The sequence below is a fragment of the Ruegeria sp. E5 genome, assembly GCF_056534105.1.
In genome coordinates this window covers 798,579-821,737 of the sequence record NZ_JBQFPA010000002.1, presented here as the reverse complement: position 1 = coordinate 821,737, position 23,159 = coordinate 798,579, and the positions used below count along the sequence as shown (strand labels likewise).

The 23,159-nt window shown below is 57.5% G+C and carries 25 protein-coding genes; 11 read left to right on the top strand and 14 right to left on the bottom strand.

What is annotated here, in order from left to right; all coding sequences use genetic code 11:
- Position 1: 1 nt before the first annotated feature.
- The 5 genes from ACR0BI_RS11930 to iolD are packed head-to-tail and all read right to left on the bottom strand — an operon-like array spanning position 2 to position 5,380.
- Positions 2-832 (bottom strand): class II fructose-bisphosphate aldolase, encoded by an 831-nt coding sequence (locus ACR0BI_RS11930; protein ID WP_480561873.1) that lies wholly within the window; start codon positions 830-832, stop codon positions 2-4.
- Positions 829-1,686, bottom strand: coding sequence for a 5-deoxy-glucuronate isomerase (locus ACR0BI_RS11925; RefSeq protein WP_170395026.1), 858 nt, complete (start codon positions 1,684-1,686; stop codon positions 829-831). Before ACR0BI_RS11925 ends, ACR0BI_RS11930 begins: the two co-directional genes overlap by 4 nt.
- 12 nt (positions 1,687-1,698) lie before the next feature.
- Complete coding sequence (iolC, locus tag ACR0BI_RS11920; RefSeq protein ID WP_170613444.1) at positions 1,699-2,676, bottom strand: 5-dehydro-2-deoxygluconokinase; 978 nt, start codon at positions 2,674-2,676, stop codon at positions 1,699-1,701.
- Positions 2,673-3,512, bottom strand: a complete 840-nt coding sequence (locus tag ACR0BI_RS11915) for a phytanoyl-CoA dioxygenase family protein (protein WP_480561875.1) — start codon at positions 3,510-3,512, stop codon at positions 2,673-2,675. Before ACR0BI_RS11915 ends, iolC begins: the two co-directional genes overlap by 4 nt.
- Positions 3,512-5,380 carry a 3D-(3,5/4)-trihydroxycyclohexane-1,2-dione acylhydrolase (decyclizing) gene (gene iolD, locus ACR0BI_RS11910; protein ID WP_480561877.1) on the bottom strand — a complete coding sequence of 623 codons (1,869 nt, stop codon included), beginning with the start codon at positions 5,378-5,380 and terminating at the stop codon, positions 3,512-3,514. The genes ACR0BI_RS11915 and iolD overlap by 1 nt, the downstream gene beginning before the upstream one ends.
- A gap of 129 nt (positions 5,381-5,509) precedes the next feature.
- Between iolD and ACR0BI_RS11905 the strand changes: the two genes are divergently transcribed.
- From ACR0BI_RS11905 to ACR0BI_RS11895, 3 genes are read left to right on the top strand one after another with little or no spacing between them, the layout of a single operon-like run.
- Positions 5,510-6,613, top strand: coding sequence for a Gfo/Idh/MocA family protein (locus ACR0BI_RS11905; protein WP_170566823.1), 1,104 nt, complete (start codon positions 5,510-5,512; stop codon positions 6,611-6,613).
- A gap of 19 nt (positions 6,614-6,632) precedes the next feature.
- Entirely contained in the window at positions 6,633-7,526 is an 894-nt protein-coding gene (locus tag ACR0BI_RS11900; RefSeq protein WP_170515248.1) for a sugar phosphate isomerase/epimerase family protein, read from the top strand.
- Between the two features lie 13 nt (positions 7,527-7,539).
- Positions 7,540-8,673, top strand: coding sequence for a Gfo/Idh/MocA family protein (locus ACR0BI_RS11895; RefSeq protein ID WP_170408589.1), 1,134 nt, complete (start codon positions 7,540-7,542; stop codon positions 8,671-8,673).
- Here ACR0BI_RS11895 and ACR0BI_RS11890 read toward each other — a convergent pair.
- Positions 8,670-9,674, bottom strand: coding sequence for a LacI family DNA-binding transcriptional regulator (locus ACR0BI_RS11890; RefSeq protein WP_170514211.1), 1,005 nt, complete (start codon positions 9,672-9,674; stop codon positions 8,670-8,672). The two genes, ACR0BI_RS11895 and ACR0BI_RS11890, sit on opposite strands and share 4 nt — an antisense overlap.
- A 187-nt stretch (positions 9,675-9,861) precedes the next feature.
- Here ACR0BI_RS11890 and ACR0BI_RS11885 point away from each other — a divergent pair, with 187 nt between their 5' ends.
- From ACR0BI_RS11885 to ACR0BI_RS11875, 3 genes are all read left to right on the top strand, one after another.
- On the top strand, positions 9,862-10,812 hold the full coding sequence (locus ACR0BI_RS11885; RefSeq protein ID WP_170395010.1) for a sugar ABC transporter substrate-binding protein: 951 nt from the start codon (positions 9,862-9,864) through the stop codon (positions 10,810-10,812).
- Between the two features lie 87 nt (positions 10,813-10,899).
- On the top strand, positions 10,900-12,024 hold the full coding sequence (locus ACR0BI_RS11880; RefSeq protein ID WP_170408588.1) for an ABC transporter permease: 1,125 nt from the start codon (positions 10,900-10,902) through the stop codon (positions 12,022-12,024).
- A gap of 1 nt (position 12,025) precedes the next feature.
- Complete coding sequence (locus ACR0BI_RS11875; protein WP_170395006.1) at positions 12,026-12,814, top strand: ATP-binding cassette domain-containing protein; 789 nt, start codon at positions 12,026-12,028, stop codon at positions 12,812-12,814.
- A gap of 36 nt (positions 12,815-12,850) precedes the next feature.
- On the opposite strand, the gene ACR0BI_RS11870 is transcribed toward ACR0BI_RS11875, so the two are convergent.
- Genes ACR0BI_RS11870 through ACR0BI_RS11850 form a run of 5 tightly spaced genes read right to left on the bottom strand, consistent with a single transcriptional unit; the run spans position 12,851 to position 17,051 of the window.
- A complete protein-coding gene (locus ACR0BI_RS11870; protein WP_480561880.1) occupies positions 12,851-13,393 on the bottom strand; it encodes a DUF3833 domain-containing protein in 543 nt (180 codons plus the stop codon).
- On the bottom strand, positions 13,390-14,007 hold the full coding sequence (locus ACR0BI_RS11865; RefSeq protein WP_170566832.1) for a DUF3833 domain-containing protein: 618 nt from the start codon (positions 14,005-14,007) through the stop codon (positions 13,390-13,392). The genes ACR0BI_RS11870 and ACR0BI_RS11865 overlap by 4 nt, the downstream gene beginning before the upstream one ends.
- A complete protein-coding gene (locus ACR0BI_RS11860; protein ID WP_480561882.1) occupies positions 14,004-15,227 on the bottom strand; it encodes an MFS transporter in 1,224 nt (407 codons plus the stop codon). The genes ACR0BI_RS11865 and ACR0BI_RS11860 overlap by 4 nt, the downstream gene beginning before the upstream one ends.
- Entirely contained in the window at positions 15,227-15,766 is a 540-nt protein-coding gene (locus tag ACR0BI_RS11855; RefSeq protein ID WP_170648914.1) for a hypothetical protein, read from the bottom strand. Before ACR0BI_RS11855 ends, ACR0BI_RS11860 begins: the two co-directional genes overlap by 1 nt.
- Complete coding sequence (locus tag ACR0BI_RS11850; protein WP_170648912.1) at positions 15,723-17,051, bottom strand: FAD-dependent oxidoreductase; 1,329 nt, start codon at positions 17,049-17,051, stop codon at positions 15,723-15,725. The genes ACR0BI_RS11855 and ACR0BI_RS11850 overlap by 44 nt, the downstream gene beginning before the upstream one ends.
- Positions 17,052-17,236: 185 nt before the next feature.
- Between ACR0BI_RS11850 and ACR0BI_RS11845 the strand changes: the two genes are divergently transcribed.
- Positions 17,237-17,962 (top strand): SDR family NAD(P)-dependent oxidoreductase, encoded by a 726-nt coding sequence (locus ACR0BI_RS11845; RefSeq protein WP_480561884.1) that lies wholly within the window; start codon positions 17,237-17,239, stop codon positions 17,960-17,962.
- A 2-nt stretch (positions 17,963-17,964) separates the two neighbouring features.
- Here the strand turns inward: ACR0BI_RS11845 and ACR0BI_RS11840 are convergent, their stop codons facing one another.
- Positions 17,965-18,252, bottom strand: a complete 288-nt coding sequence (locus ACR0BI_RS11840; RefSeq protein WP_170394986.1) for an I78 family peptidase inhibitor — start codon at positions 18,250-18,252, stop codon at positions 17,965-17,967.
- Positions 18,253-18,381: 129 nt separating this feature from the next.
- Here ACR0BI_RS11840 and ACR0BI_RS11835 point away from each other — a divergent pair, with 129 nt between their 5' ends.
- Positions 18,382-19,494, top strand: coding sequence for an S-(hydroxymethyl)glutathione dehydrogenase/class III alcohol dehydrogenase (locus tag ACR0BI_RS11835; protein WP_170394983.1), 1,113 nt, complete (start codon positions 18,382-18,384; stop codon positions 19,492-19,494).
- A gap of 54 nt (positions 19,495-19,548) precedes the next feature.
- Here the strand turns inward: ACR0BI_RS11835 and ACR0BI_RS11830 are convergent, their stop codons facing one another.
- On the bottom strand, positions 19,549-20,487 hold the full coding sequence (locus ACR0BI_RS11830; RefSeq protein WP_480561886.1) for a DMT family transporter: 939 nt from the start codon (positions 20,485-20,487) through the stop codon (positions 19,549-19,551).
- A 196-nt stretch (positions 20,488-20,683) separates the two neighbouring features.
- On the opposite strand from ACR0BI_RS11830, the gene ACR0BI_RS11825 reads away from it, so the two are divergent.
- Complete coding sequence (locus tag ACR0BI_RS11825) at positions 20,684-21,151, top strand: DUF1203 domain-containing protein (RefSeq protein ID WP_170566845.1); 468 nt, start codon at positions 20,684-20,686, stop codon at positions 21,149-21,151.
- On the opposite strand, the gene ACR0BI_RS11820 is transcribed toward ACR0BI_RS11825, so the two are convergent.
- The gene (locus tag ACR0BI_RS11820; protein WP_170395098.1) at positions 21,148-22,140 is read right to left on the bottom strand and encodes an ABC transporter ATP-binding protein; all 993 of its coding nucleotides are present in this window, start codon (positions 22,138-22,140) and stop codon (positions 21,148-21,150) included. The genes ACR0BI_RS11825 and ACR0BI_RS11820 overlap by 4 nt on opposite strands.
- 87 nt (positions 22,141-22,227) lie before the next feature.
- On the opposite strand from ACR0BI_RS11820, the gene ACR0BI_RS11815 reads away from it, so the two are divergent.
- Entirely contained in the window at positions 22,228-22,413 is a 186-nt protein-coding gene (locus ACR0BI_RS11815) for a zinc-finger domain-containing protein (protein ID WP_170426216.1), read from the top strand.
- Between the two features lie 44 nt (positions 22,414-22,457).
- A complete protein-coding gene (locus ACR0BI_RS11810; protein WP_170394971.1) occupies positions 22,458-23,120 on the top strand; it encodes a YrbL family protein in 663 nt (220 codons plus the stop codon).
- Positions 23,121-23,159 lie beyond the last annotated feature (39 nt).

The window sequence follows — 23,159 nt, the reverse complement described above, 5'->3', positions numbered from 1 at the left end:
GTCATGCCCCTTTGAACGCTTTCAGTACTCGGCGCGTCGCCTCGACCACCGGTTCATGTGTATCTTTCAGTATTTGAACGCGGTCGAACCTGTCCGGATCGGCATTCACGGCCGTTCGCAGGGCATTCCCAAAGGCCATTCGCAGCTCGGTCCCGATGTTAAATTTGCAGATTTTCGATCCGCGCGCCAGCGCAGCACGTTGCGCAACCGGCACGCCCGAGCCGCCATGGATCACCAGAGGTATCTCGGTCACGGCTTCGATGGCGCGGATACGGGTCTCGTCCAGACCGCCCTCTTTGTTCTGCTGCAAGTGGACGTTGCCGACCGAGATCGCCATTGCATCCACGCTGGTCTCTCGGGCGAATTGCGCGGCTTCCGCCGGGTCGGTTCCGTCCGAACCTTCACCACCCGAATAGCCGACAAAACCGATTTCACCCTCGCAGGAGACACCAGCGGCATGGGCCATCTCGGCAATTGCAGTGGTCTCGGCGATATTCTGTTCCAAAGGCTTGCGTGAGCCGTCAAACATGACAGAGGTGAAGCCGCTGTCGATGGCGATGTGGCATTCGTCATGGGTGTAGCCATGGTCCAGATGCGCCACGACGGGCACGCTGGCACATTCGGCCAGATGGCGGAACATCTTGCCCAGAACCGGCAGCGGCGTGTGTTCGCGGCATGATGGGCCGGCTTGCAGGATGATCGGTACGCCTTCGGCTTCGGCAGCGGCCACGTAGGCACGCATATCCTCCCAGCCCAGCGTCACCAACCCTACCACGGCATAGCCGTCGCGCAGCGCGGGTTGCAGCACGTCCGATAATGTCACAAGGCTCATTTGAACTTGGCCACCATGTCCATAATGCCCGGGATCGTATGCAGCTGGGCTGCATGGGTCGGTTGGAAATACTGCTTCAGCGAGCGCTGACTGAGCCCGCCGAGGATGGTGAAATAGTACATTTCATACCCCGGCAAAACTGCGCAGGGGTGATAGCCCTTGTCCAGCAGGATCGTCGAGCCATCCATGATGTGATAGGCATCACCCGGCTTGTTGTCTTCGCGCTGCAGCATCTGGACGCCAGAACCATAGTTGGGCCGGAAGCGGAAATTATAGGTTTCGTCATGGCGGGTTTCGATCATTTCGCCATCGTCGCTTTTGCGGTCGGTGTCATGTTTGTGGCTGGGAAAGCCGGACCAGCCGCCCTGACCCACGGTATAAAGTTCAGACACCAGCAAGCGGCCGACCTTGTCGTGATGGTTCGCGCCCAGAATGTGTTTGATTTTTCGATGGGTTTTGGTGTCGTCCGATCCATACTGCACCAGATCCAGCTCGGGTACGCGGACATCAAAGGGTTCAAGCACACGGTCGAATTTTGCGCCCGCGATGAAGGTTTCGGTTTCATCCGTCATGCAGGTTATTCGAACCTTGGCGCCGACGGGAACGTATACGCCCTCGGGCTCGCCATCCCAGACGTCGATGGTGCGGTTGCCAAGGTTGGTATAGATCGCGCCGTCCACATCGACATCCACGGTACCGGTGGCGGGCACGATGCAGGTCTCATAGCCCGGCACGGCATATTCGAACACCTCGCCCTTTTTCAGTTTGACGATGTTGAAATAGTTTAGCGGCACCAGATCATGGTCGGCATCGACGATAGGTTTGTTCTGGTTGTCATGGGGCGCAATATGCATCTGCGTCTCCTTTCAGGTATCCGTGGAGCCCGGGTGTTGGGCCAGAAATTCGTCAAGTTCGGGCGTCGTCGGCATGGCCCCGGCGCATCCGGGTTTCGACACGACGATCGACGCGCAGGCCGAACCGCGCAGCACCGCATTGCGCAGGTCATGCCCGGCAGCGGTCGAGGCCAGCAGTCCGGCCAGAAAACTGTCGCCTGCGCCGTTGGGCTTCACGGCGGTAACGGGGTAGATACCGGTGCGGACCTCTTGTCCGTCTGCCAGCGTAATGGCCCCCTCATGGCCCATCTTGTAGATCACCATCTTGCCGTTGGCCGCCAATTCGCGGGCCTTGTCTAAACCTTTTTCGATGCCGCCCGCCATAAAGCCGAACTCTTCATCATTGCCTACGATCAGATCGCTTTCATTCCCTGCGCGGGTCAGAACCTCTGAGGCGACTTCGGGTGATGGCCAACTATAGGGGCGGTAATCGATGTCGAAGATCACCGGCAGACCTGAGGCGCGCGCATTTTCAAATGCGCGGAAGGTGGCCGAGCGTGAGGGTTCCGCAGCAAACACCGTGCCCGCCGTGATCAGGGCTGAGAAGGCGCTGTAGTCGACCTCATCCATATCCGCCTCGGTTACCTGGAAATCAGCGGCGCCGTTGCGGTAGATGACATTCTGAAAGTCTTCAATGCAACTTTCGTAGACAGCCAAGGACGTACGCGCCTCGCCACCCACAGCTCGGACATATCTCGTTTCAACGCCATAGTCCCGCAGCCGGTTCACACAGAACCGCCCCACGGCATCATCCGAGACCGAGGTGACCAGCGCCGCTTGCGATCCCAGCTTCACCAGTCCGGCGCAGATATTGGCGCTTGATCCGCCCAGATCGGCGCGAAACACTTGTGCGTCTTCGCTTTTGGTTCCGACCGGATCCGCAAACATGTCCATTCCGGCCCTGCCGAACACGGCAAAGCGGTTACCTTTTATACCTTCGATCAGAGTCACGTGCGCCCCTCGGTATTGCCTGCCCGCGCGGCATCCAGCACCTCGGGGTAGGGATAATTCAGGCCCAGCAACTGCCGCAGATCGGGACTTGCCTGATCAAGGAAATCCTGCGGTAGCGCAGCGGGCATATCTTCCATCGGTTTAACCCATTTGGGCAGATACTGGATCAGGATCGCGCTGCGGTCGTGATCCGCTTTGTTCGGCATCGCGCAATGCCACGTTACGCCATAAAACAGAGCAACATCGCCAGGCTCACCGGTCATCTGCTCGCATTTGTCATAGAACTTGTCTTCGGGCGTGGGATAACGAAGCTCTTTCTGCGATCCGGGTACATAGCCGGTCGCGCCGCTTTCCTTGGTGAACGGGTCCAGCAAAACCGAGACCTGTGCATTCATCGGAAATGATCCATTCAGACCGACGGGATGCGTTTCGGGGCTGTGAAAGTCCCAATAGGGATAGTCGACATGCGGCTCCTGCCCCGGCCCGCCCGGCAGGATGCGATTGGCAGCGATCGAGCCCATGATGAACTCGGTCCCCAGAAACTTGCGGAGGATCTTCATCAGAACCGGATGCGCAGCCATGCGTGAAAACACGTCGCCCTTGGCCAACAGGTTCCAGACCCGCCGCTGCAGGTTCAGTTTGCCATCTTCTTCCGCAGCGCCTTGGAAATGGGTCACTTTCTCGGCCGCCGATTCGGATTCGGCCATGACGATGGCACGTGCCTCGGCGATCTCTTCAGGGGTGAAAAGGCCCGAGATTGCGACGACTCCGTCACCGTTCAGCAATTCATCCACAATGACGTCTGGGTCAGCCGTTTCTGCCTTGAATCGTTTCATCAGATGCCCTTGCGTTGTTTTTCGCGGGTCGATTCCCATTCGACATGGGCATCACGAACCTTCTCGTTAGCCGAAGTGTGGGGTGTTCCAACCTCCCACCATGCATGGCCTTCAGTGGTCCAGCCTTCATAGGCGTCCACGTCCATCACAATCACATAAGTCTTGTCGCTGGCCTTGGCGCGCTTGAACGCTTCGGCCAGTTCCGCCGGGTTCGCGACCTTTTCGCTGGTGGCCCCCATCGAGGCCGCGTGGGCCGCGAAATCAACGCCAAAGGCTTCGGGGATGGTGGGGCAGTCTTCCAGCAGGTTGTTGAAGCTTTCGTTGCCTGTGTTGTTCTGCAGCTTGTTGATGACTGCAAAACCGCCATTGTCCAGCACCAGAACAATCATCTTCTTACGGCTCAGAACCGAGGAATAGATGTCCGAGTTCAGCATCAGATATGAGCCATCTCCGCAGAAGGTAATCGTGTCCTTATCCGGCTCACGCTCAGATTGGGCAATGCGCGCGCCCCAAGCGCCTGCGATCTCATAGCCCATGCAGGAAAAGCCAAACTCGACATCGACTGTGCCGATATCCAGGGTGCGCCAATTGGCAGTGACCTCGGCGGGCAAACCTCCGGCAGCGGCGATCAGACGGTCGCGCGGGTCGCAAAGTTCGTTCACAACGCCGATGGCTTGCGCGTAAGAACTAGGACGGTTCCCGTACGCGACATTCTCGGCCACATAGGCATCCCATTTACGCCGTTCGTCCTGCGCCAGAGATACCCAATCGGATGGCGCAGAGTAATCAATCGCCTGTGTTAGAGCCTGAATTGACAGTTTAGCATCCCCGACAACCGGCAATGACATATGCTTGCCCGCATCATGTCGCGCGGCGTTAATCGAGATGAACTGGGCGTCCTTGGAAAAGGCTGTCCATGATCCTGTCGTGAAATCCTGCAGCCGGGTTCCAATGGCAACTATCACATCGGCCTGTTCCGCAATCGCGTTGGCGCTGTCTGATCCGGTCACGCCAATCGGGCCGATATTCAGCGGATGAGTCGCAAGCATATTGGCGCGGCCAGCGATGGTTTCGACCACCGGAATCTGGTGACTCTCTGCGAATTCGGTCAGTTCAGCCACGGCTTGCGAATACTGCACACCACCGCCCGCTATGATGATTGGACGCTTCGCTCTGGTCAGCGCAGCGGCCGCATCGGCAATCTCATCTGCATCGGGTGTTTGACGGCGAATGCGATGCACCTTCTTCTCGAAGAACTTGACCGGATAGTCATAGGTCCAGCCCTGAACATCCTGTGGCAACCCGAGGAACGCAGGGCCGCAATCGCCGGGATCCAGCATCGTCGCAATGGCAGCGGGCAGCGATTGGATCACCTGCGCCGGATGGGTGATGCGGTCCCAATACCGACTGACCGGCTTGAACGCGTCATTCAGGCCAAAGGTTGGATCGTTGAAATTCTCCATCTGCTGTAAAACCGGATCCGGCAAGCGGGTGATGAAGGTGTCCCCGCACAGCATCAGCATCGGCAGGCGGTTGGCATGGGCCAGACCGGCGGCTGTCAGCAGATTCGCTGTTCCCGGTCCCGCGCTGGCAGTGCAGAACATGAATCGCTGACGCAGCCATTGCTTGGCATAGCCCGAAGCGGCGAATCCCATGCTTTGTTCGTTCTGCCCACGATACAGCGGCAGCTCATCCCGCACTGTGTTCAGGGCTTCACCCAGGCAGGTCACGTTGCCATGGCCAAAAATCCCGAAACCACCACCACATAAGCGATATTCTTGCCCGTCGATCTCGATGAACTGGTTCGACAGCCAGCGAATGATCGCCTGCGCTGTTGTCAGGTAAACAGTGTCGTGTTGCGCGGACATGTCTGCGGGCTCCTTTAGGAAAATTATGATGCAGTGCCGAATGCAGCTTGCGAGAGTCCTATTCTCACGATACAAGTTTTGCAACCGGTTGCAAATGGTTTTCAAGAAAAAGCGAGGGAGGACGTCGGAATGGCAGAGATCGGCATTGGCATTCTAGGCGGCGGATATATGGGCAAGGCCCATGCGGTCGCCATGTCCTCGGTTGGGGCGGTGTTCAACACGGCCTTGCGACCACGGTTAGAGATGGTGTGCGCCTCGTCACCGGAAAGCGCTGAGCGGTATCGTCAGGCCTATGGATTCGCGCGCTCGACGAATGACTGGCGTGTGTTGGTGAACGACCCGAAGGTCGAGGCCGTTGTGATCGCCACGCCTCCGGAAACACATCGCGAGATCGCTCAGGCAGCGTTTGCGCTGGGCAAACCTGTGCTGTGTGAAAAGCCTTTGGGCGCGTCGCTGGAGGATGGTGCGGCGATGTCAGCAGCGGCCGAGGCCTCGGGCTTGGCCAACATGGTTGGTTTCAACTATATCCGCACCCCGGCCAGCCAATACGCTCGCGCTCTGATAGCCGAAGGAGAGATCGGCGACATCACATGGTTTCGGGGTGAGCATACCGAAGATTTCTACGCGCACCCTCAAGCCCCGGCAACCTGGCGTACAACAGGAATGTCGAACGGAACGATGGGTGATCTTGCGCCTCATATGATCAATGCCGCACTGGCTTTGATCGGCCCGATTTCACGCGTGATGGCCGAGGTCGAAACCGTGCACAATAGCCGCCCGGGTGGCGAAGTTGACAATGACGACCACGCTCAGATGATGGTGCGGTTCGCGAACGGAGCAATGGGATCGATCTATATCAGTCGAATCGCGACTGGGCGCAAGATGGGCTATGCCTATGAGATCAGTGGCACCAAGGGTGCGATCCGCTTTGATCAGGAAGACCAGAACGTTTTGTGGCTCTACCGTATGGAGGGTCCCGAAGCTGAGCGTGGCTTTCGCAAGATCCTGACCGGCCCTGCGCACCCGGACTATGAGCCGTTCTGTCAAGGGCCGGGCCATGGCACGGGCTATCAGGATCAGATCATCATCGAGGCGCGAGATTTCCTGCGCGCGATCGAGACAGGTAAACCGGTCTGGCCGACCTTCCACGACGGGCATGAGGTCAACCGGGTCGTCGCTGCGGCATTGGCATCGTCAGCGGATGAAAGCTGGAAAAATATCGAAGATTTCTGAGCATCGGAGACAAGACAAGATGAGCATCAGAATTGGCAATGCGCCCTGTTCCTGGGGCGTGGAATTTGCGCAGGACCCGCGCAATCCGCATTGGAAAACCGTTCTCAGCGAATGCGCTGCGGCCGGGTATAAGGGTATCGAACTCGGCCCGGTGGGTTTCATGCCCGAAGACCCTGCGGTGCTAGCCGATGCGCTGGCCGAGCATGATCTTGAACTGATCGGCGGCGTTGTGTTCCGCAACTATCACGACCCCGACGCGTGGGAAGACGTGCTGGACGCCACCCACCGCACCGCTCGCGCATTGAAAGCGCATGGGGCGCAGCACATGGTGCTGATCGATGCGATCTCACCCCGCCGCGCGCCAACCGCTGGTCGCGCCGATGAGGCTGAGCAGATGGACAAGGCCGAGTGGACGGCGTTCCGGGATCGGATTTCTGAAAGCGCGCGGATCGGGTCCGAGGAATACGGGCTGACCGTTGGGATGCACGCTCATGCTGCGGGCTTCATGGACTTTGAACCTGAACTTATCCGTTTGCTGGACGAGGTCGATGAAAGCCTTCTTAAAATTTGCTTCGATACGGGGCATCACTCTTATGCCGGGTTCGATCCGGTCGGCTTCATGAAGCGCTACGTTGATCGGATCTCGTACATGCACTTCAAGGATATCTCTCCGACAGTGAAAGCGGATGTAATTGCCAATCGGACGGGCTTCTATGATGCTTGCGGGCAGGGGATTTTCTGCAATCTGGGCGACGGCGACGTGGACTTTCCGACCGTTCGCCAGGTGCTGCTGGACGCTGGTTTCACAGGATGGTGCACGGTCGAGCAGGATTGCGACCCAACGCTCGACCCTGATCCTGTAGGGGACGCGCGGAAGAATCGTGAATACCTTGAATCAATTGGTTTCAGTTAAGGAGGTCCAGACCATGACCAAGCTGAAATGGGGCATGATCGGAGGCGGCGAAGGCAGCCAGATCGGACCGGCGCACCGGTTGGGGGCGCTGGCGGACGGGCATTTCCAATTCACCGCCGGAGCGCTGGATCACAGGCCTGACATTGGTCGCGAATACGCCCAACGATTGGGTATCGCGGCAGACCGAGCCTACGGCGACTGGACCGAGATGCTGGAAGGTGAGCGCGGGCGCGAGGATCGGATTGATCTGGTCACTGTAGCCACTCCAAATGCGACGCATTTCGAGATCACCAAAGCGTACCTTGAGGCCGGGTTCAACGTGCTGTGCGAAAAGCCCATGACCATGACGGTGGAAGAGGGCGAAGAGATTGTCAAAGTCGCCGAGAAATCAGGGAAGATTTGCGCGGTAAACTACTGTTACTCGGCTTATCCGATGGTGCGTCAGGCTCGCGCGATGGTGCGCGCAGGTGAGATCGGCAAAATCCGTCTGGTCGTTACCAATTTCAGTCACGGCCATCACGGAGACGCCACTGATGCTGACAATCCACGCGTGCGCTGGCGCTATGATCCTGCGATGGCGGGTGTTTCCGGGCAGTTCGCTGATTGCGGTATCCACGCGATGCACATGGCCGGATTCATTGCGGATGATGAGGTTGAGACCCTGTCTGCAGATTTTGCTTCAACCATTGGCAGCCGTGAACTTGAAGATGATGCCATGGTCAACTTCCGCACGACAAAAGGCGCTGTTGGCCGGTTGTGGACCTCTTCGGTCGCCATCGGTCGGCAGCACGGGTTCGACATTCAGGTGTTCGGAGAAACCGGCGGTCTTCGATGGGCGTCGGAGCAGCCGAACCAGCTTATCTACACGCCTGTTGGTGGTCGCCTGCAGATCATAGAAAAAGGCGAAGGCGGGCTGCATGAAGACGCGCAACGACTCAGCCGGGTGGCGATTGCGCATCCTGAAGGGTTCCCGTTGGCGGTTGCGAATATCTATTGCGATCTCGCAGATGCAATTGCCGGGGAAACCCGCGACGGCTTGCCCAATGCGGCAGACGGCGTGCGGTCGATGGCGGCTGTGCATACAGCGGTCGAGTCGGCGAAACAGGGCAGCGCGTGGATGGATGCCCGGCCACCGATGTTTCGTTAACTCTCAGATACGGGGCGCAATGTGCCCCGTTCCACCACCGAGCATGGGAATATCCGTGCCTCCGGATATCGGTCGGGTTCGTTCAGGGTTGCCACCATCAGCTCGATCGAAGAACTCACGATTTGCCGGATCGGCTGATGGATGGTGGTGAGATCAATATTCTCCCACCGTGCCATTTCCATGTCGTTCAGGCCGATGATGCCGATGTCTTCGGGCACCTTTAGGCCACTATCCAGAATCGCGGACAACACCCCGATGGACAACACGTCATCGCCGCAGAAATATGCATCAGCCCGCTCAGATTGGAGCAAGCGTAGCATTTCCTGACGACCTGCATCGAATGAGTAAGCCTCAGCAAACGAGCAGGTCACATCAATGCTAGGATGCCGGGCCATCTCTGACATGAAGCCTGCATGGCGATCCTGAGTCGAGGTCGCCGCTTCGGGTCCGCCTAGAAAGGCTACTCTCGTATAACCACGCGCGACCAGCTCGCGGGCCGCCATGCGTCCGCATTCCACATTGTCGATCCCGACCACATGAACCTGCGGTGAAGAGGATGACCGGCCAAAGCTGTGCACCACTGGTACGCCAGCATCCCGAAACGCTTTTGCGAACCCGGGCGGCAAGGTCGACGACGCTACGACAACGCCATCGACCGAATATTGGCGCAGCATTCGTACCGAATTTTCGGGTTCAACCTCGTCGGTCAGATTCACCAGCAACGGGCGCAGGCCTCGGTCCTGCAGCCCCCTGGTAAAGAGGTCGAAAACTTCAAGAAATATCGGGTTGTGGAAGTTGTTCGAGACCAGACCGATCAGCTTAGTTCGGCCTGTGGTCAGAGATGAAGCCAGTGCATTTGGGCTGTATCCCAGCTCACGCGCGGCCTTCTCGACTTTTCGGCGCATCTTGTCGGAAACCGAGGCCCCATCGGTGAAAGTGCGCGACACCGCCGAGCGTGAAACGCCGGCGCGTTCTGCAACCTCTTTCAATGTGACAGCCATGATCCGTCTGACCTTCCTGCGTTTAGTGGCAGTCCTTTTACCTGTATTCTTTGGCAGATACAGTATGAAACACATCTGACACCGTTTGCAACCGGTTGCAAAATTTTGACAGATATGCTCTAACTCGAGTCGGAGAGGTGCGAAGGACTGCCTCAATCCGCGATAACATGAGTTTTGGGAGGACATCATGACTTCACTGACGAAGAAGTTGGCGCTGGCGGCGGCGGTAGCTGCGACGCCTCTGATCGCAGCCACGGGTGCTGCGGCGGAAGGTGAGAAATACATTCTGGTCAGCCACGCGCCAGACAGCGATAGCTGGTGGAACACGATCAAGAACGGCATCGCGCTGGCAGGCGACCAGATGGGTGTCGAAGTCGAATACCGCAATCCGCCCACTGGCGACCTTGCCGATATGGCGCGGATTATCGATCAGGCGGCTGCTTCGGGTCCGAACGGGATCATTACCACGTTGGCGGATTATGATGTGCTGAGCGGACCGATCAAATCGGCGGTCGATGCGGGCGTTGATGTGATCATCATGAACACTGGTACGCCGGATCAGGCCCGGGAAGTTGGTGCCCTGATGTATGTGGGTCAGCCCGAATATGATGCCGGATTTGCTGCAGGCCAGCGCGCCAAGGGTGACGGCATCGGCTCGTTCCTTTGTGTGAACCACTATATCGTTCAGCCCTCAAGCCAGGAACGTTGTCAGGGCTTTGCAGACGGCTTGGGCATTGAACTGGGGGATCAGATGATCGACGCCGGCCAGGACCCAGCCGAGATCAAGAACCGCGTGCTGGCCTATCTGTCGGCGAACCCGGATACTGATGCGGTTCTGACACTGGGTCCAACCTCGGCTGATCCGACAATTCTGGCGCTGGAAGAAAATGGTATGGCCGGTGACATCTATTTCGGCACCTTCGATCTGGGTGGTGAGATTGTCAAAGGCATCAAGTCTGGCGTGATCCAGTGGGGAATTGATCAGCAGCCCTTCCTGCAGGCTTACCTGCCGGTTGTTGTGATGACCAACTACCACCGCTATGGCGTTTTGCCGGGCAACAACATCAATTCGGGTCCCGGCTTCGTAACTGCTGATGGTCTGACCAAGATCGAAGAATTTGCTGGCGAGTACCGCTGATTCTTACAGCGCGGGCGCCCCGCCAAAGCGGCGCCCGCCAACAACTATCTGACGCAAAATCACTGCTTAACTCGGAGGGGCGTTCTAATGAGCGAGTCTGCTCAAAACACGGCTGTAACCGACGAACGGATTAAAGAAATATCGCCGCTGCGCAAAGCCTTGATCCGGCCTGAACTTGGCGGGATGGTTGGCACCGTTGCCGTCTTCACCTTCTTTCTTTTGTTCGCTTTTGACAGCGGCATGTTCAACGCACAGGGCATGATGAACTGGTCGGTTGTCTCGGCGCAGTTCATGATCATCGCCGTGGGTGCCTGCCTTCTGATGATCGCGGGTGAGTTTGACCTGTCAGTCGGGTCGATGATCGGCTTTTCGGGCATGATGATCGCAATTTTTTCGGTCACGCTCGCGTGGCCGGTCTGGATGGCAATTCTCGTCACGTTTGCAATGGCGGTGGCAATCGGCGCGCTGAATGGTTGGATCGTGATCCGGACTGGTTTGCCCAGCTTTATCGTAACGCTGGCCTTTCTGTTCATCTTGCGCGGCTTTACCATCTTCCTGCCGCAGGTGATCGAGCGCAAAACTATTATCGGCGGTGTGAAAGACGCAGCCGAAGGCGATTGGCTGGCGCCGATCTTTGGTGGTAAAATTTTGCAGGGATTGTTCCAATGGCTCGGGGATGCCGGGATCATCGCCGTATTCGAGCGTGGCACCCGCGCCGGTCAGCCGGTTGTGGATGGTATTCCAATGCTGATCGTCTGGGCGATCGCACTGATCATCTTTGGTCACGTGCTGCTGACCAAAACGCGGTTCGGCAACTGGATCTTCGCCTCGGGCGGGGATGCTGAGGCGGCGCGCAACTCGGGTGTGCCTGTGAACCGGGTCAAGATTCTGATGTTTATGTTCACGGCCTTCTGCGCCACCGTCTTTGCGGTCTGTCAGGTGATGGAGTTCGGATCGGCTGGTGCCGACCGGGGTTTGCTGAAAGAGTTCGAAGCGATCATCGCCGTGGTCATCGGCGGCGCGCTTCTGACCGGTGGATACGGCTCGGTACTGGGCGCGGCGCTGGGCGCGTTGATCTTTGGCGTGGTGCAACAGGGGTTGTTCTTTGCCGGTGTCGAAAGCTCGCTGTTCCGGGTCTTCCTTGGGGTGATCCTGCTGGGGGCTGTGATCCTCAACACCTATATTCGCCGCATCATCACGGGAGAGCGTTGATATGAATCCCGAACATGAACCCATCATCCAGATGAAAAACATCGAAAAGCACTTCGGCAGCGTGATCGCGCTGGCGGGTGTCTCGGTGGACGTGTTCCCCGGTGAATGCCACTGCCTTCTCGGCGACAACGGTGCGGGCAAGTCGACCTTCATCAAGACCATGTCGGGCGTGCACCAGCCCACCCACGGAGAGATTCTGTTCGAAGGCCACCCCATGCATTTCGCCGACCCGCGTGATGCCATCGAGGCCGGGATCGCAACCGTGCACCAGCATCTGGCCATGATCCCGTTGATGTCGGTCTCGCGCAACTTCTTCATGGGGAATGAGCCGGTAAAGAAGGTCGGACCTCTTCACTTTTTTGATCATGACTATGCCAACAAGGTCACGATGGAAGAGATGAAGAAAATGGGGATCAACCTGCGCGGACCCGATCAGGCGGTGGGCACGCTGTCAGGTGGTGAACGCCAGACCGTCGCCATCGCGCGGGCGGTGCATTTCGGGGCGAAGGTTCTGATCTTGGACGAACCGACCTCGGCCCTTGGGGTGCGCCAAACAGCCAACGTTCTGGCGACCATCGACAAGGTGCGCAAGCAGGGGATCGCGGTGGTCTTTATTACTCACAACGTCCGCCATGCACTGGCGGTTGGTGACAGGTTCACGGTTCTCAATCGCGGGCAGACGCTGGGTACGGCGCAGCGTGGCCAGATCACCCCGGAAGAGCTGCAGGACCTGATGGCCGGTGGTCAGGAGATGGTCGAGCTTGAAGGCAGTCTGGGCGGAACCGTCTGATTTTTTCTTGCCCCGCTGGCTGTGCTGGCGGGGTGACTACTTCTTCTCGAAGTACAATATGACTTCACCCAGCCTTACGCCAAAACGCGAAACATAGGCTCGGTTCAATAACCGGTCATCCGACAACAACCACATCCAGTCATCAAAATTGACACGTATGGTGCCGTCTTTGACGGGCAGGTCGATTTTGTACTTCCAGTTAAACGTATCGCCCCTTTCGACCCCACTGGCTGTGCCCAGCACACCGGGAGCGGTGCCGGTCCAGGTGTCATCGCCGGTCTTGGTCAGGGTCCAGATCCGTTGTTCGGTCGCACCATCGTCATAGACGAAATCTTCGACAAGCGTCAGAGTCTCTCCGTCCCATGTGCCGTCAATATCGACCTGGAAGCGACGCGGGACATTACCTAGTACATCCTGAAACTGACCATAAGCGACAGTCTTACCTTCGAAGAACTCTTCAAGGTTCAGCTGACGATCTGACAGAAACGATTTTGGTATACGCGGCTTGGCCGAGCATGCGGCGAGGATGGCCAACCCCGCGATCGCGACACCTGCAATAAGGGTACGGCGGGCGATCATTGCAAAACCCTCAGCTCAGAGTCTGCATCGTGGCCGTTTGCGCCATGCAGATGGGTGGATTTCACTTCAGGCGCAGGGCGCATCGTGGCGACCAGCTCGGCCACCTTGATCCCGAATTTTCGCATCTCGGACCGGTTTATGATTACACCGTTCTCCGTCAGATACATCCAGTCGGTCACATCCAGTGTATGCCCGCCCGCGTCCTCGGGCAGGATGATGCGATAGGTCAGCTTGACGGTTGAGCCCGAAATCACGCCTTTGCCCTCGCCGACAATATCGGCCGCTGTTGCGGTGAAAGTGTTGCCCGTGCCCAACGTCAGATGCCATTTGCGGGTCATCTGTTTGCCGTTGGAATAGGTGAAATACTCGGACAGCGTACCGGTGTTGCCGTCCCATTCGCCCACCATACGCGCGACAAAGCTGTTCGACATCTTGCCATTCGGGCCATAGATCAATCCTTCGGACAGGATTTCGCCATTCAGGTTCTTTTTGAGTGAAAACTCAGGTCCGGTTCCGCTGTAGTCGGAGGGTGATTGCGAGCGGAAACTGAGGAACCGGTTCTTCACAGCAAACAGCGCAAAAATCGCAAGCAGACAGATCAGGAGCGTTTTCATTTGGCAGAGACCTCTGTCGGGAGGGTCAGGACCATGCCAAACGCTCCGAGTTTCAAGATGCAGGGCAGCACCGCATAGGCGAGGGTGAGTGTATTCAAAGCCTCGGCAGAATTGGCCTGTCCAGGTGTAAAGCCGCTGCGTTCCAGTAGCGGCAGTGTGAAAAAGGCGGCCAGAGCTAGACCCAGCTTGCCTGCGAAGGACCAGATGCCGAACGCAGCAGATGCGTTCAGCCCGGCCCGGGTCAGAACGACCGAGAACATTGCGGGCAGGACAACCATGTCCGCCCCAAGCGCCGCGCCGGATGCGAGGCATATGATGGCGAAACCGATGAGATTCCCAGGGGCTAGAAGAGCGGCCCCGGCAAAGCCGAGAATGGCCAGCGGCATGGCGATCATCAGAGTCTGTTTCGGGCCAATCCGATTGCTGAGCCTGGCCCAGAACGGAACGCTGAGCCCGGCGCTGAGGAAGAACAGGATCAGCAATGGCCCCGCTTTGCCTGGCAGTTGCAGCCGATCTTCAACAAAGAACAGAAACAGGGTCGAGGTGATGGCGACGGGCAGGCTGTTGACCAACGCAAGGGCAAGCAGACGTAAAGCCCCAGCCTGTCCTAGGCCTGCAAAGGACAGCCCTTGACCGGTGATCGGCGTGCGTCGCCACATTGGCAGGGTAACAGCCAGAGTCACAACGCTCAGAAGCCCGAGAAACATTCCAAAGGCCGGATACCCCTGCGCGGCTGCGCCAAGCGCCACGAACACAGCGGGTGCTGCGGCTGCTATGATAACTCCGGTCAGTTGTCCGCCTTCGCGGAAGGCGGCCAGTGTCATCAGTTCCTTCGCGCTAGCCTGTTTCGCCAGCGTGGCGCTGCGGCCGTAAAGCAAGATGGTCCCAAGGCTGTAGGCCGAGAATAACAGGATCAGAATAGACACTAATGCGGCGATACTTACCCCTTCTGGCAAACCAAACAGCAATGGAAATCCAATTGCGAGACCCAGCGCAGCGGCGGCGGCAAATAACATCTGCCCACCGGGCCAGCGATCAATGGCCCAGCCAATCAGTGGATCTTGCACCAGGTCGACCAGCCGGATGACCAGCAGAATGGTGCCAATGACCCCCAGCCCGATACCGAGATTCACGGCGGCAAAGCGGGGCAGGTGGATGTAAAGCGGGATACCTGCTGCAGCAAGCATCAGCGCATAGAGGCTGACACGCGGGTACAGCATCACTGCCCCTTCAACTTCTGTGTGAACGAGGCGGATCGTGTATTGTTACCCAGAAAAATTGACATGAAGCTGCGTGTGATACCCGGATTTGTCAGGGTGCAGGTTTTGCTTCCGTTGCGCCAGAAGCTGACGCTATTGGGGCCTTGCGCGATGGCCAGATAGCTATCGCCTTTGCTGACCGCCTGAAAACAGCCCTGCAATTGGGCTTCCGTCGGCGCAGGATTGCCTTGTCGGGCCATCTCTTCCCGGGTCGACTCGACCAGCGCTTTTTGTTTCAGGTTTTTTCGATAGGTCAATTGTAGGCCGAAATTCTCGTTCCAGCTGAATGCGGCACCGCCGGGCGTGTAAAGCTTGGCGTCATAGAGCGGCAGCCCCAGAAAACGGAATGTCCCGGTGCCGCGCAGCTTAGGGTCTTTGATTGCATCCGACAAAGGCGAAGCCGCCAGTCCGCCGGGGACCATCAGCGCCAGTGACAGCAGCGCAGCGCAACAGGTTCTATACGCTGGCCGAAACAGCGAGGTCCGTTTCAGGGATACCATTGTCAGCTCCGATGCTCTGCGGGATGGCGGTGAGGCGCTCGACAACATGCATTGCGCTGGCAATCCCGTCTTCGTGGAAACCATGCCGGTTATACGCCCCGGCAAACCAGGTTCGGTTCTGTCCCTGCATCTCGCGGATTTGCCCTTGCGCGCGCAGGGCGGCTTTGTCGAACACCGGATGGGCGAACTCGACCTCGTCATAGATTTTGTCCGCTGGAATGTCTGATGCGGCGTTCAGGGTCACAAACAGCGGGTCACTGTCGGGGATATTCTGAAGCCGATTCATCCAATATGTGACCCCAACATTGCCCTTTTGCGATCGATAGGTCCAACTGGACCAGCAAGCACGCCGCCTGGGCATTTGGCGGGGATCACAGTGCAGGATAGCTTTGTTCGGTTGATATCTAATCGCGCCGAGCGCCGCTTTTTCCGCTTCGGTCGCTGCATCGCCCAGAATGGCGAGGGACTGATCGGAGTGGGTGGCTAGGATGATCTCATCAAACAGATCGGCGTCGCCGCCGGCATGCACCGTGACACCCAGATCGTGCCGTTCGATCCGCTGAACGGGCGAGGCCACACGAATGTCGGCCCCCCGCGTACGCAGAGCGGCCTCGATCCGGCGGACATATTCGATGCTGCCGCCTTTCACGGTGTACCACTGGTGCTGATTGGCACGGCCCGAGGCCAGCAGCGCGTGATTGCGGAAGAACTGCACCAGCGAGCGGGCTGGGAACTGATCGACGAACTCGACCGGAGTTGACCAGATCGCGCCGCACATCGGCATCAGATAATTGTGCCTGAACCAGTGGCCGAGACGCAGCTGATCCACGAGCTCTCCGATCGTGGTGTCGTCGTCCTGTGCGGCTTCGGGGGCCTCTTTGCCAAACCGCAGGATATCGGCGATCATCTTGTAATAGGCTGGACGCGCGAGGTTGCGCTTTTGCGCGGTCAAAGTGCGCAGATTGTTCAACCCATATTCAATGCGGCCATTGTCGATAGTTGCACCAAAGCTCATCTCACTTTTGGTGACCGGCACGTTCAGCTCATCAAACAGCCGGGTCAAATAGGGGTATGTGACATAGTTGAAGACGATGAAACCGGTATCTACCGGCTGATCTCCGTTCTTTCCGGCCATCACCGTGCGGGCGTGGCCGCCCAGCCGAGGTTCAGCCTCGAACACGGTTATATCGTTGTCTTCGGAAAGGTAATAAGCTGCGGAGAGACCTGAAATGCCTGCGCCTATGACTGCGATTTTCTTGCGTACGCCCCGGGTTTCGTCGAACATTCCATCCTCGTTATTCGGTATTTACAACAAGATACGCAGGGAATGAGCCTTTGGATCAACCGCGTTAGAAGTTTTTTTCCGACGCGCTATGTAGTGTTATCTGGCCGAATGCTACGAGCGCTGGGCGTGATCCATTGCTGCTGTCAGAACGTATTCGACCTAGTAGTACGAAAAAAGACTTACGCATGAGCAGTTTTGACGGAAAAACCTATTGGATCATTGGCGCCAGCGAAGGGTTGGGCCGTTGCTTGGCCGAAAAGCTGAGCCGCGAAGGCGCGCATTTGATCCTTTCTGCTCGCAATGCCGAGCGATTGGATGAAATCTGTGGCACCTTGCCCAATGCACGTGCTGTACCGATGGATGTGACTGATCTCGACAATGTGCGCCGCGCTGTGGTGGAGGCTGGCTCAATTGACGCGCTTGTCTACAACGCAGGCGCCTATGAGCCGATCAGTACGTCAGATTGGGACACCGATGCCGCTTTGGCGATCAGCGATGTGAACTATTCCGGTGCGCTTCGGGTGTTGGGTGAAACCGTCCCAGGATTTGTGGGCTCAGGCAGTGGTGATATCACGCTGATCGGGTCGCTTGCCGGGTATCATGGGCTTCCCAATGCGATCTCGTACGGGGCCAGCAAGGCTGCGCTGATCTCGCTGGCCGAGACCATGCGGCACGATCTGGCAGGGTCAGGCGTGACGGTGCGCATTGTCAATCCGGGGTTCATCAAGACCCGTCTGACCGACAAGAACAGTTTCAAAATGCCGATGCTGATGACACCCGAAGATGCGGCCGATCGCGTATTGCGCGCCATGTCCCGTCGCCGGTTTCGAACCGATTTCCCGATACCGTTCTCATGGGTTGTGCGCTTGATCGATTATTTGCCCGATATTCTGGTGTACCGGGGAAAGTGACCCTATCCGCAAGTAAGCCTCTGAATTGTGCCTGCGCCGTTCACATAAACGTTCAGCCGGTCGATGCGATAATCCTGCGTGGCAATATCATCCGGGCCCAGAACGCGCGACCGTTCAGGCAGTTGGGCTTGTATGGTTGAAACCGGCTCACCAATGGTGTTCGCAAACGGTTCTCCCTTACAAAATGCAAGATCAACCGGTGCCTCCTCTAGTTCAAGCGCCGCGTCCTGCGGTGCAGAGGTCTCAGAACATGCGGTCAGAAGAATTAGGATCGGAAATAAACGGTACATTGGCGCAGGGCTTTCTGGTGATGTCGTTTCTGAAATATCAAAGATTTAGCCAACCTGTCATGAAAGCGCAGTTGAAAAAACCCTGTATTTGACGCAGGGTCGGGCAAAACAGACAGGGAGACAAGCACCATGCGTACCCGTGCCGCCGTCGCCGTTCAGGCAGGCAAACCTTTGGAAGTGATGGACGTAAACCTTGAAGGCCCCAAAGCGGGCGAGGTTCTGGTCGAGATCAAGGCGACAGGCATTTGCCATACCGATGAATTCACCCTGTCGGGCGCCGACCCTGAAGGCTTGTTTCCCGCCATTCTGGGCCATGAAGGCGCAGGTGTCGTGCTTGAGGTCGGCCCGGGTGTAACCAGCCTGAAACCCGGCGATCACGTCATCCCGCTCTATACGCCCGAGTGTCGTGAGTGCGAATACTGCCTGCATCCCAAGACCAACCTGTGCCAGGCAATTCGTGAAACCCAAGGCCAGGGCCTCATGCCGGATGGCACCTCGCGTTTTTCTACGTTGGATGGCGATCCGATCCTGCACTACATGGGCTGCTCGACCTTCTCGAACCATACGGTTCTGCCTGAAATCGCGCTCGCCAAAGTGCGTGAGGACGCGCCCTTTGACAAGATCTGCTATATCGGCTGCGGCGTGACCACCGGAATTGGCGCGGTGATCAACACTGCAAAGGTAGAAATTGGCAGCCGTGCCATCGTGTTCGGTTTGGGCGGTATCGGCCTGAACGTGATTCAGGGCCTGCGTCTGGCTGGCGCGGATCAGATCGTGGGCGTTGATTTGAATCCAGCCAAGGTGGAAATGGCGACCAAGTTCGGCATGACGGATTTCGTGAACCCCTCTGAGGTCGAAGGTGATCTGGTGCCGTATCTGGTCAACCTGACCAAGGGCGGCGCGGATTATACCTTTGACGCCACAGGCAATGTCGGCGTAATGCGAGCGGCACTGGAATCGGCTCACAAGGGCTGGGGTGAATCGATCATCATCGGTGTGGCACCTGCGGGCGCTGAAATCTCGACTCGTCCATTCCAACTGGTAACAGGCCGCTCATGGCGTGGCACCGCGTTTGGCGGAGCGCGTGGACGCACCGACGTCCCGAAAATCGTGGATTGGTACATGGACGGGAAGATCGAGATCGACCCCATGATTACCCACACCATGGGCCTGGATGACATCAACCACGGTTTCGACCTGATGCATAAGGGCGAGAGTATCCGATCAGTGGTCGTCTACTAAGGCTCTATAAGGGCTGAAATGGATTGCACGGCGCGCTGCAATGCGCGCCGTTTCTTATTCTCCGGGCCTCGTCGCTCCAGTATCTGACCGGGGCGACCTGACGCGCAGCACAGGCGTATTAGCAGAGGTAGTGTTTGATCGGCTCTCTCGCCAAACCACGAAAACACCTGATGCGATGATGATACTTGCGCCAACGGCGACCCAGATATCCGGGTGCTCGCCGAAGAAAATCACGCCGAAGATCGTGGCCCAGATGATCTGGCTGTATTGACTGGGGGCAATGACGCCGGCGGGGGCGGCGCGATAAGCAAGGATGATCAGGTGCTGTGCGATTACCGAGAACACCCCGACAAACGCCATCATCGCCAGATGCAGCAATGATGGTGGTTGATAAACTGCCGGTTGGGCGACGCTCATGACGGCGATGGCCAGCAGCATAGGATAAAGGATCAGGACGGCAGAGCGTTCTTCATTCCCGATTTTGCGGACAAGAACCGAAGCAAATGCGCTGCAGAAGGCTGCTGCCAGGGCCGCTAAATGGCCTGGGGTGATTTCGGTCGCGCCAGGGCGCAGGACGATCAGGACGCCGATCAGGCCGACGCCCACGGCCGCCCACCTTTGGGCACGGACCACCTCACCCAGAATCGGAATCGACAGAACAGTTACGATCAGCGGGAAGGAAAATAGCAGGGAATAGACTTCGGCCAGCGGCAGCACCGAAAAAGCGTAGAAGGCACAAGACATGGCCATGATCATCGTCGCTGATCGCAACAGCACCAACCACGGATGCCGCGGCAGGAAATTCCCAGTGGTCCGATCGGCCAGAATTGTTACTGCCATAGGGACAAAGGAAAACAGCGTCGCAAAGAAGATGATCTGCAAAACCGAATAGGTGCCACCCAGCACCTTGATCAGCACGTCATGCGTCGCGAAGACGGCAAAGCCTAAGAACGCAAAGGCAAGCCCACGAAGGGTGGAGTTCTGAGCGCTCATGACAAAAGCCTCAATCATAGATGGATCGTTTGGGGTGTTTGATGTTTGCTTAGACCCAAATTGGTCTGACGGGTAGCCCTTATTTTATCGCTAACATTCTTTTGCAAGCAGGGTTGCAGATTTTGCAATACGCAGGAAACGGGTCGAGTCCAAAACAAGCGATTGCCATGATCATCTCAAATCAAGGAGAAACATCATGCACGGAATTTCAGCCCTACCAACACAGCAGGTTCAGGCATATCGCGCCGGTGCGCCGGATGGATATGGAAACCCACCAGAGCGTGCGATTTCCAATGGGGCGGGCAACCCATGCCGTCATTGTTTGAAATACATACCGGAAGGCAAAGAGATGCTGGTGTTGGCGCACCGACCCTTCCCGGAAACGCAGCCTTATGCAGAGACTGGACCGATCTTCCTTTGTGCCGACCCCTGCGCGCGCTATGAAAGTGAGGATGTGCTGCCCGAGGCGTTGACCGACTCGCCCAACTACCTGATCAAAGGGTATGGTCCGGACGACCGAATTGTCTATGGAACCGGGATCATCACCCCACAGGCGCAGTTGCATGAGGCGGCTAAAAAAATCTTCTCCCGCGCTGATGTCGCTTACATCCACATCCGATCTGCTCTGAACAACTGTTATCACGCACGGATCGATCGTGTCTAAAGCTTGACGCGGTGCATCCCCCGATGTGGTTGGTTCGGGTCGTTGACAGTTGCGTCGTCGACCCGACTGGAGGTCAACGCAAGGAACACATCCTCAAGATCAGCTTCTTCAGTGCGGACGTCCTGGATGCGAATATCGGCCTGACGTACAGATTCCAGCACCTGCTCGGCTGTAGTTAGGTTGCTGTGGTATTGCAGCACAAGGTCGCCGTTCTCACGTTGCGCTGCAATCACGTTATCCGCTACAGGCAGAGTCTGTATGGGGCTATCCGGCACGATCACCATGGTTCGGCTGTCCATGCGGCCCAGCAGATTGGCCGTGCTGTCTTGTGCGATCTTTTCGCCGTGATTGATAATGGCGATCTCGTCACACATCTCTTGCGCTTCTTCCAGATAGTGCGTGGTCAGGATGATGGTCATGCCCTGTTCGTTCAGCTTGCGCACATTGGCCCAAAGCATCTGTCGCAGTTCAATATCCACACCCGCCGTGGGTTCGTCGAGCACCAGAATCTTGGGATGGTGCACCAGCGCCTTGGCCAGCAGCAGACGCCGCCGCATTCCGCCCGAAAGCGTGCGCGCATAGGCCTCGGCCTTGTCGGCAAGGCCAACGAGGTCGAGGATCTCATCGCTTCGCCGATCAGACTTGGGAACACCGTACAGCCCGGCCTGAACTTCTAATGCGCCTCGAGGTGTAAAGAACGGATCAAGGTTCAATTCCTGAGGCATCACGCCGATGGCGGCGCGGGATTGGCGCGGGTTTTGATCCTGGTCGAAGCCCCAGATCGAGACGCTGCCAGACGTTTTGACCACCAGCCCCGCCAGAATGTTGATCAGGGTGGATTTGCCGGCTCCATTCGGGCCAAGCAGACCGAAAACGGACCCCTGCGGTACCGTCAGGTCGATCCCTTTCAAAGCCTGTTTCTCGGGCTGGCCCTTGCCGCCGCGATAGGTCTTGCGCAGTGATCTGATTGTGATTGCCGCATCGGACATGTGGCCCTTGCCCCCGGTTTGCTCATCGCCCATAAACGCACCTAATACATGCCCGCGAGGCCGACAACCAAAGAAGGATCGCCAGCCGTGACCATCGAAGCGCCGGAAACCAAGATTGTCGAAAATACCCGCGTCGCCTGCGATGGTGGCGAGGGTGCGCTGGGTCATCCGCGCGTCTGGCTGCAGATTCCCGAAGACACTGGTTGGGTCGAGTGCCCCTATTGCGATTGCAAATACGTGCTGCGTGGTGAGGACTCTGGTCAGGACGCGTAAGGGCGATCAGGACGGCAGGCGGTCGTAACTGGCGAGGATGGATAATGCTGTTCACAGCCAAAACGATTGACCTTTCCGACAGCCAGCCAATCGCGAACGGGACTGTGCGCAGTGTCTATGACTTTCCCGGTCATCCTGACCTTCTGATCAAAGTTTTTACCCGGTCCCAAGATCGTGTCTCGCACAGGCTTGGCAAGCGACTGGCATGGAAACTGTTCCCCGAGGCGCAGTATCGCAGCACGCTAAAAGAGCTGGAATGCGAGCTGCGGGTATCGCTGAAACTCGGGACGGAAATTGAGCGTTCACCCCTGTCCAGGATGTTGGGCGTGGTTCAGACGACGCATGGGGCGGGGGTTGTGGTTGAGCGCATTTCTGGCCTTGATGGCGGGCTTGCACCCAAGCTTTATGAAGTCTGCCGCAGTGGATTGGACGCCCCGGTTTTGGAAGCGTTGAATGCATTCGTTGCGCAGATGTTTGACCTTCACATCGTCGCGCGCGACGTCAAAAGCTCGAACATCGTCTATGGAACGCGGGGGGCGGGCCCAGCCTGTTTCCTGATCGATGGATATGGTGAGCGGAACCTCATCCCACTGCGCAGCCTGTCCCAACGTCTGAATGATCGCTCGCTGAACAAACAGTTCTCGTTGATCGCGCAAAAAGCAGGCTTGGCTTGGAATGCGGATAAGCGCACTTTTTCGAATAGCTAAGGCCAGACCACGGGCAAATTAGGTCGCAACGAATTGGCC

What these genes read in the sequence shown, in the direction of transcription:
- ACR0BI_RS11930 (WP_480561873.1), bottom strand. Translation starts at nt 832, where the DNA reads ATGAGCCTTGTGACATTATCGGACGTGCTGCAACCCGCGCTGCGCGAC.
- ACR0BI_RS11925 (WP_170395026.1), bottom strand. Translation starts at nt 1,686, where the DNA reads ATGCATATTGCGCCCCATGACAACCAGAACAAACCTATCGTCGATGCC.
- ACR0BI_RS11915 (WP_480561875.1), bottom strand. Translation starts at nt 3,512, where the DNA reads ATGAAACGATTCAAGGCAGAAACGGCTGACCCAGACGTCATTGTGGAT.
- iolD (WP_480561877.1), bottom strand. Translation starts at nt 5,380, where the DNA reads ATGTCCGCGCAACACGACACTGTTTACCTGACAACAGCGCAGGCGATC.
- ACR0BI_RS11905 (WP_170566823.1), top strand. Translation starts at nt 5,510, where the DNA reads ATGGCAGAGATCGGCATTGGCATTCTAGGCGGCGGATATATGGGCAAG.
- ACR0BI_RS11900 (WP_170515248.1), top strand. Translation starts at nt 6,633, where the DNA reads ATGAGCATCAGAATTGGCAATGCGCCCTGTTCCTGGGGCGTGGAATTT.
- ACR0BI_RS11895 (WP_170408589.1), top strand. Translation starts at nt 7,540, where the DNA reads ATGACCAAGCTGAAATGGGGCATGATCGGAGGCGGCGAAGGCAGCCAG.
- ACR0BI_RS11890 (WP_170514211.1), bottom strand. Translation starts at nt 9,674, where the DNA reads ATGGCTGTCACATTGAAAGAGGTTGCAGAACGCGCCGGCGTTTCACGC.
- ACR0BI_RS11885 (WP_170395010.1), top strand. Translation starts at nt 9,862, where the DNA reads ATGACTTCACTGACGAAGAAGTTGGCGCTGGCGGCGGCGGTAGCTGCG.
- ACR0BI_RS11880 (WP_170408588.1), top strand. Translation starts at nt 10,900, where the DNA reads ATGAGCGAGTCTGCTCAAAACACGGCTGTAACCGACGAACGGATTAAA.
- ACR0BI_RS11875 (WP_170395006.1), top strand. Translation starts at nt 12,026, where the DNA reads ATGAATCCCGAACATGAACCCATCATCCAGATGAAAAACATCGAAAAG.
- ACR0BI_RS11870 (WP_480561880.1), bottom strand. Translation starts at nt 13,393, where the DNA reads ATGATCGCCCGCCGTACCCTTATTGCAGGTGTCGCGATCGCGGGGTTG.
- ACR0BI_RS11865 (WP_170566832.1), bottom strand. Translation starts at nt 14,007, where the DNA reads ATGAAAACGCTCCTGATCTGTCTGCTTGCGATTTTTGCGCTGTTTGCT.
- ACR0BI_RS11860 (WP_480561882.1), bottom strand. Translation starts at nt 15,227, where the DNA reads ATGCTGTACCCGCGTGTCAGCCTCTATGCGCTGATGCTTGCTGCAGCA.
- ACR0BI_RS11855 (WP_170648914.1), bottom strand. Translation starts at nt 15,766, where the DNA reads ATGGTATCCCTGAAACGGACCTCGCTGTTTCGGCCAGCGTATAGAACC.
- ACR0BI_RS11850 (WP_170648912.1), bottom strand. Translation starts at nt 17,051, where the DNA reads ATGTTCGACGAAACCCGGGGCGTACGCAAGAAAATCGCAGTCATAGGC.
- ACR0BI_RS11845 (WP_480561884.1), top strand. Translation starts at nt 17,237, where the DNA reads ATGAGCAGTTTTGACGGAAAAACCTATTGGATCATTGGCGCCAGCGAA.
- ACR0BI_RS11840 (WP_170394986.1), bottom strand. Translation starts at nt 18,252, where the DNA reads ATGTACCGTTTATTTCCGATCCTAATTCTTCTGACCGCATGTTCTGAG.
- ACR0BI_RS11835 (WP_170394983.1), top strand. Translation starts at nt 18,382, where the DNA reads ATGCGTACCCGTGCCGCCGTCGCCGTTCAGGCAGGCAAACCTTTGGAA.
- ACR0BI_RS11830 (WP_480561886.1), bottom strand. Translation starts at nt 20,487, where the DNA reads ATGAGCGCTCAGAACTCCACCCTTCGTGGGCTTGCCTTTGCGTTCTTA.
- ACR0BI_RS11825 (WP_170566845.1), top strand. Translation starts at nt 20,684, where the DNA reads ATGCACGGAATTTCAGCCCTACCAACACAGCAGGTTCAGGCATATCGC.
- ACR0BI_RS11820 (WP_170395098.1), bottom strand. Translation starts at nt 22,140, where the DNA reads ATGTCCGATGCGGCAATCACAATCAGATCACTGCGCAAGACCTATCGC.
- ACR0BI_RS11810 (WP_170394971.1), top strand. Translation starts at nt 22,458, where the DNA reads ATGCTGTTCACAGCCAAAACGATTGACCTTTCCGACAGCCAGCCAATC.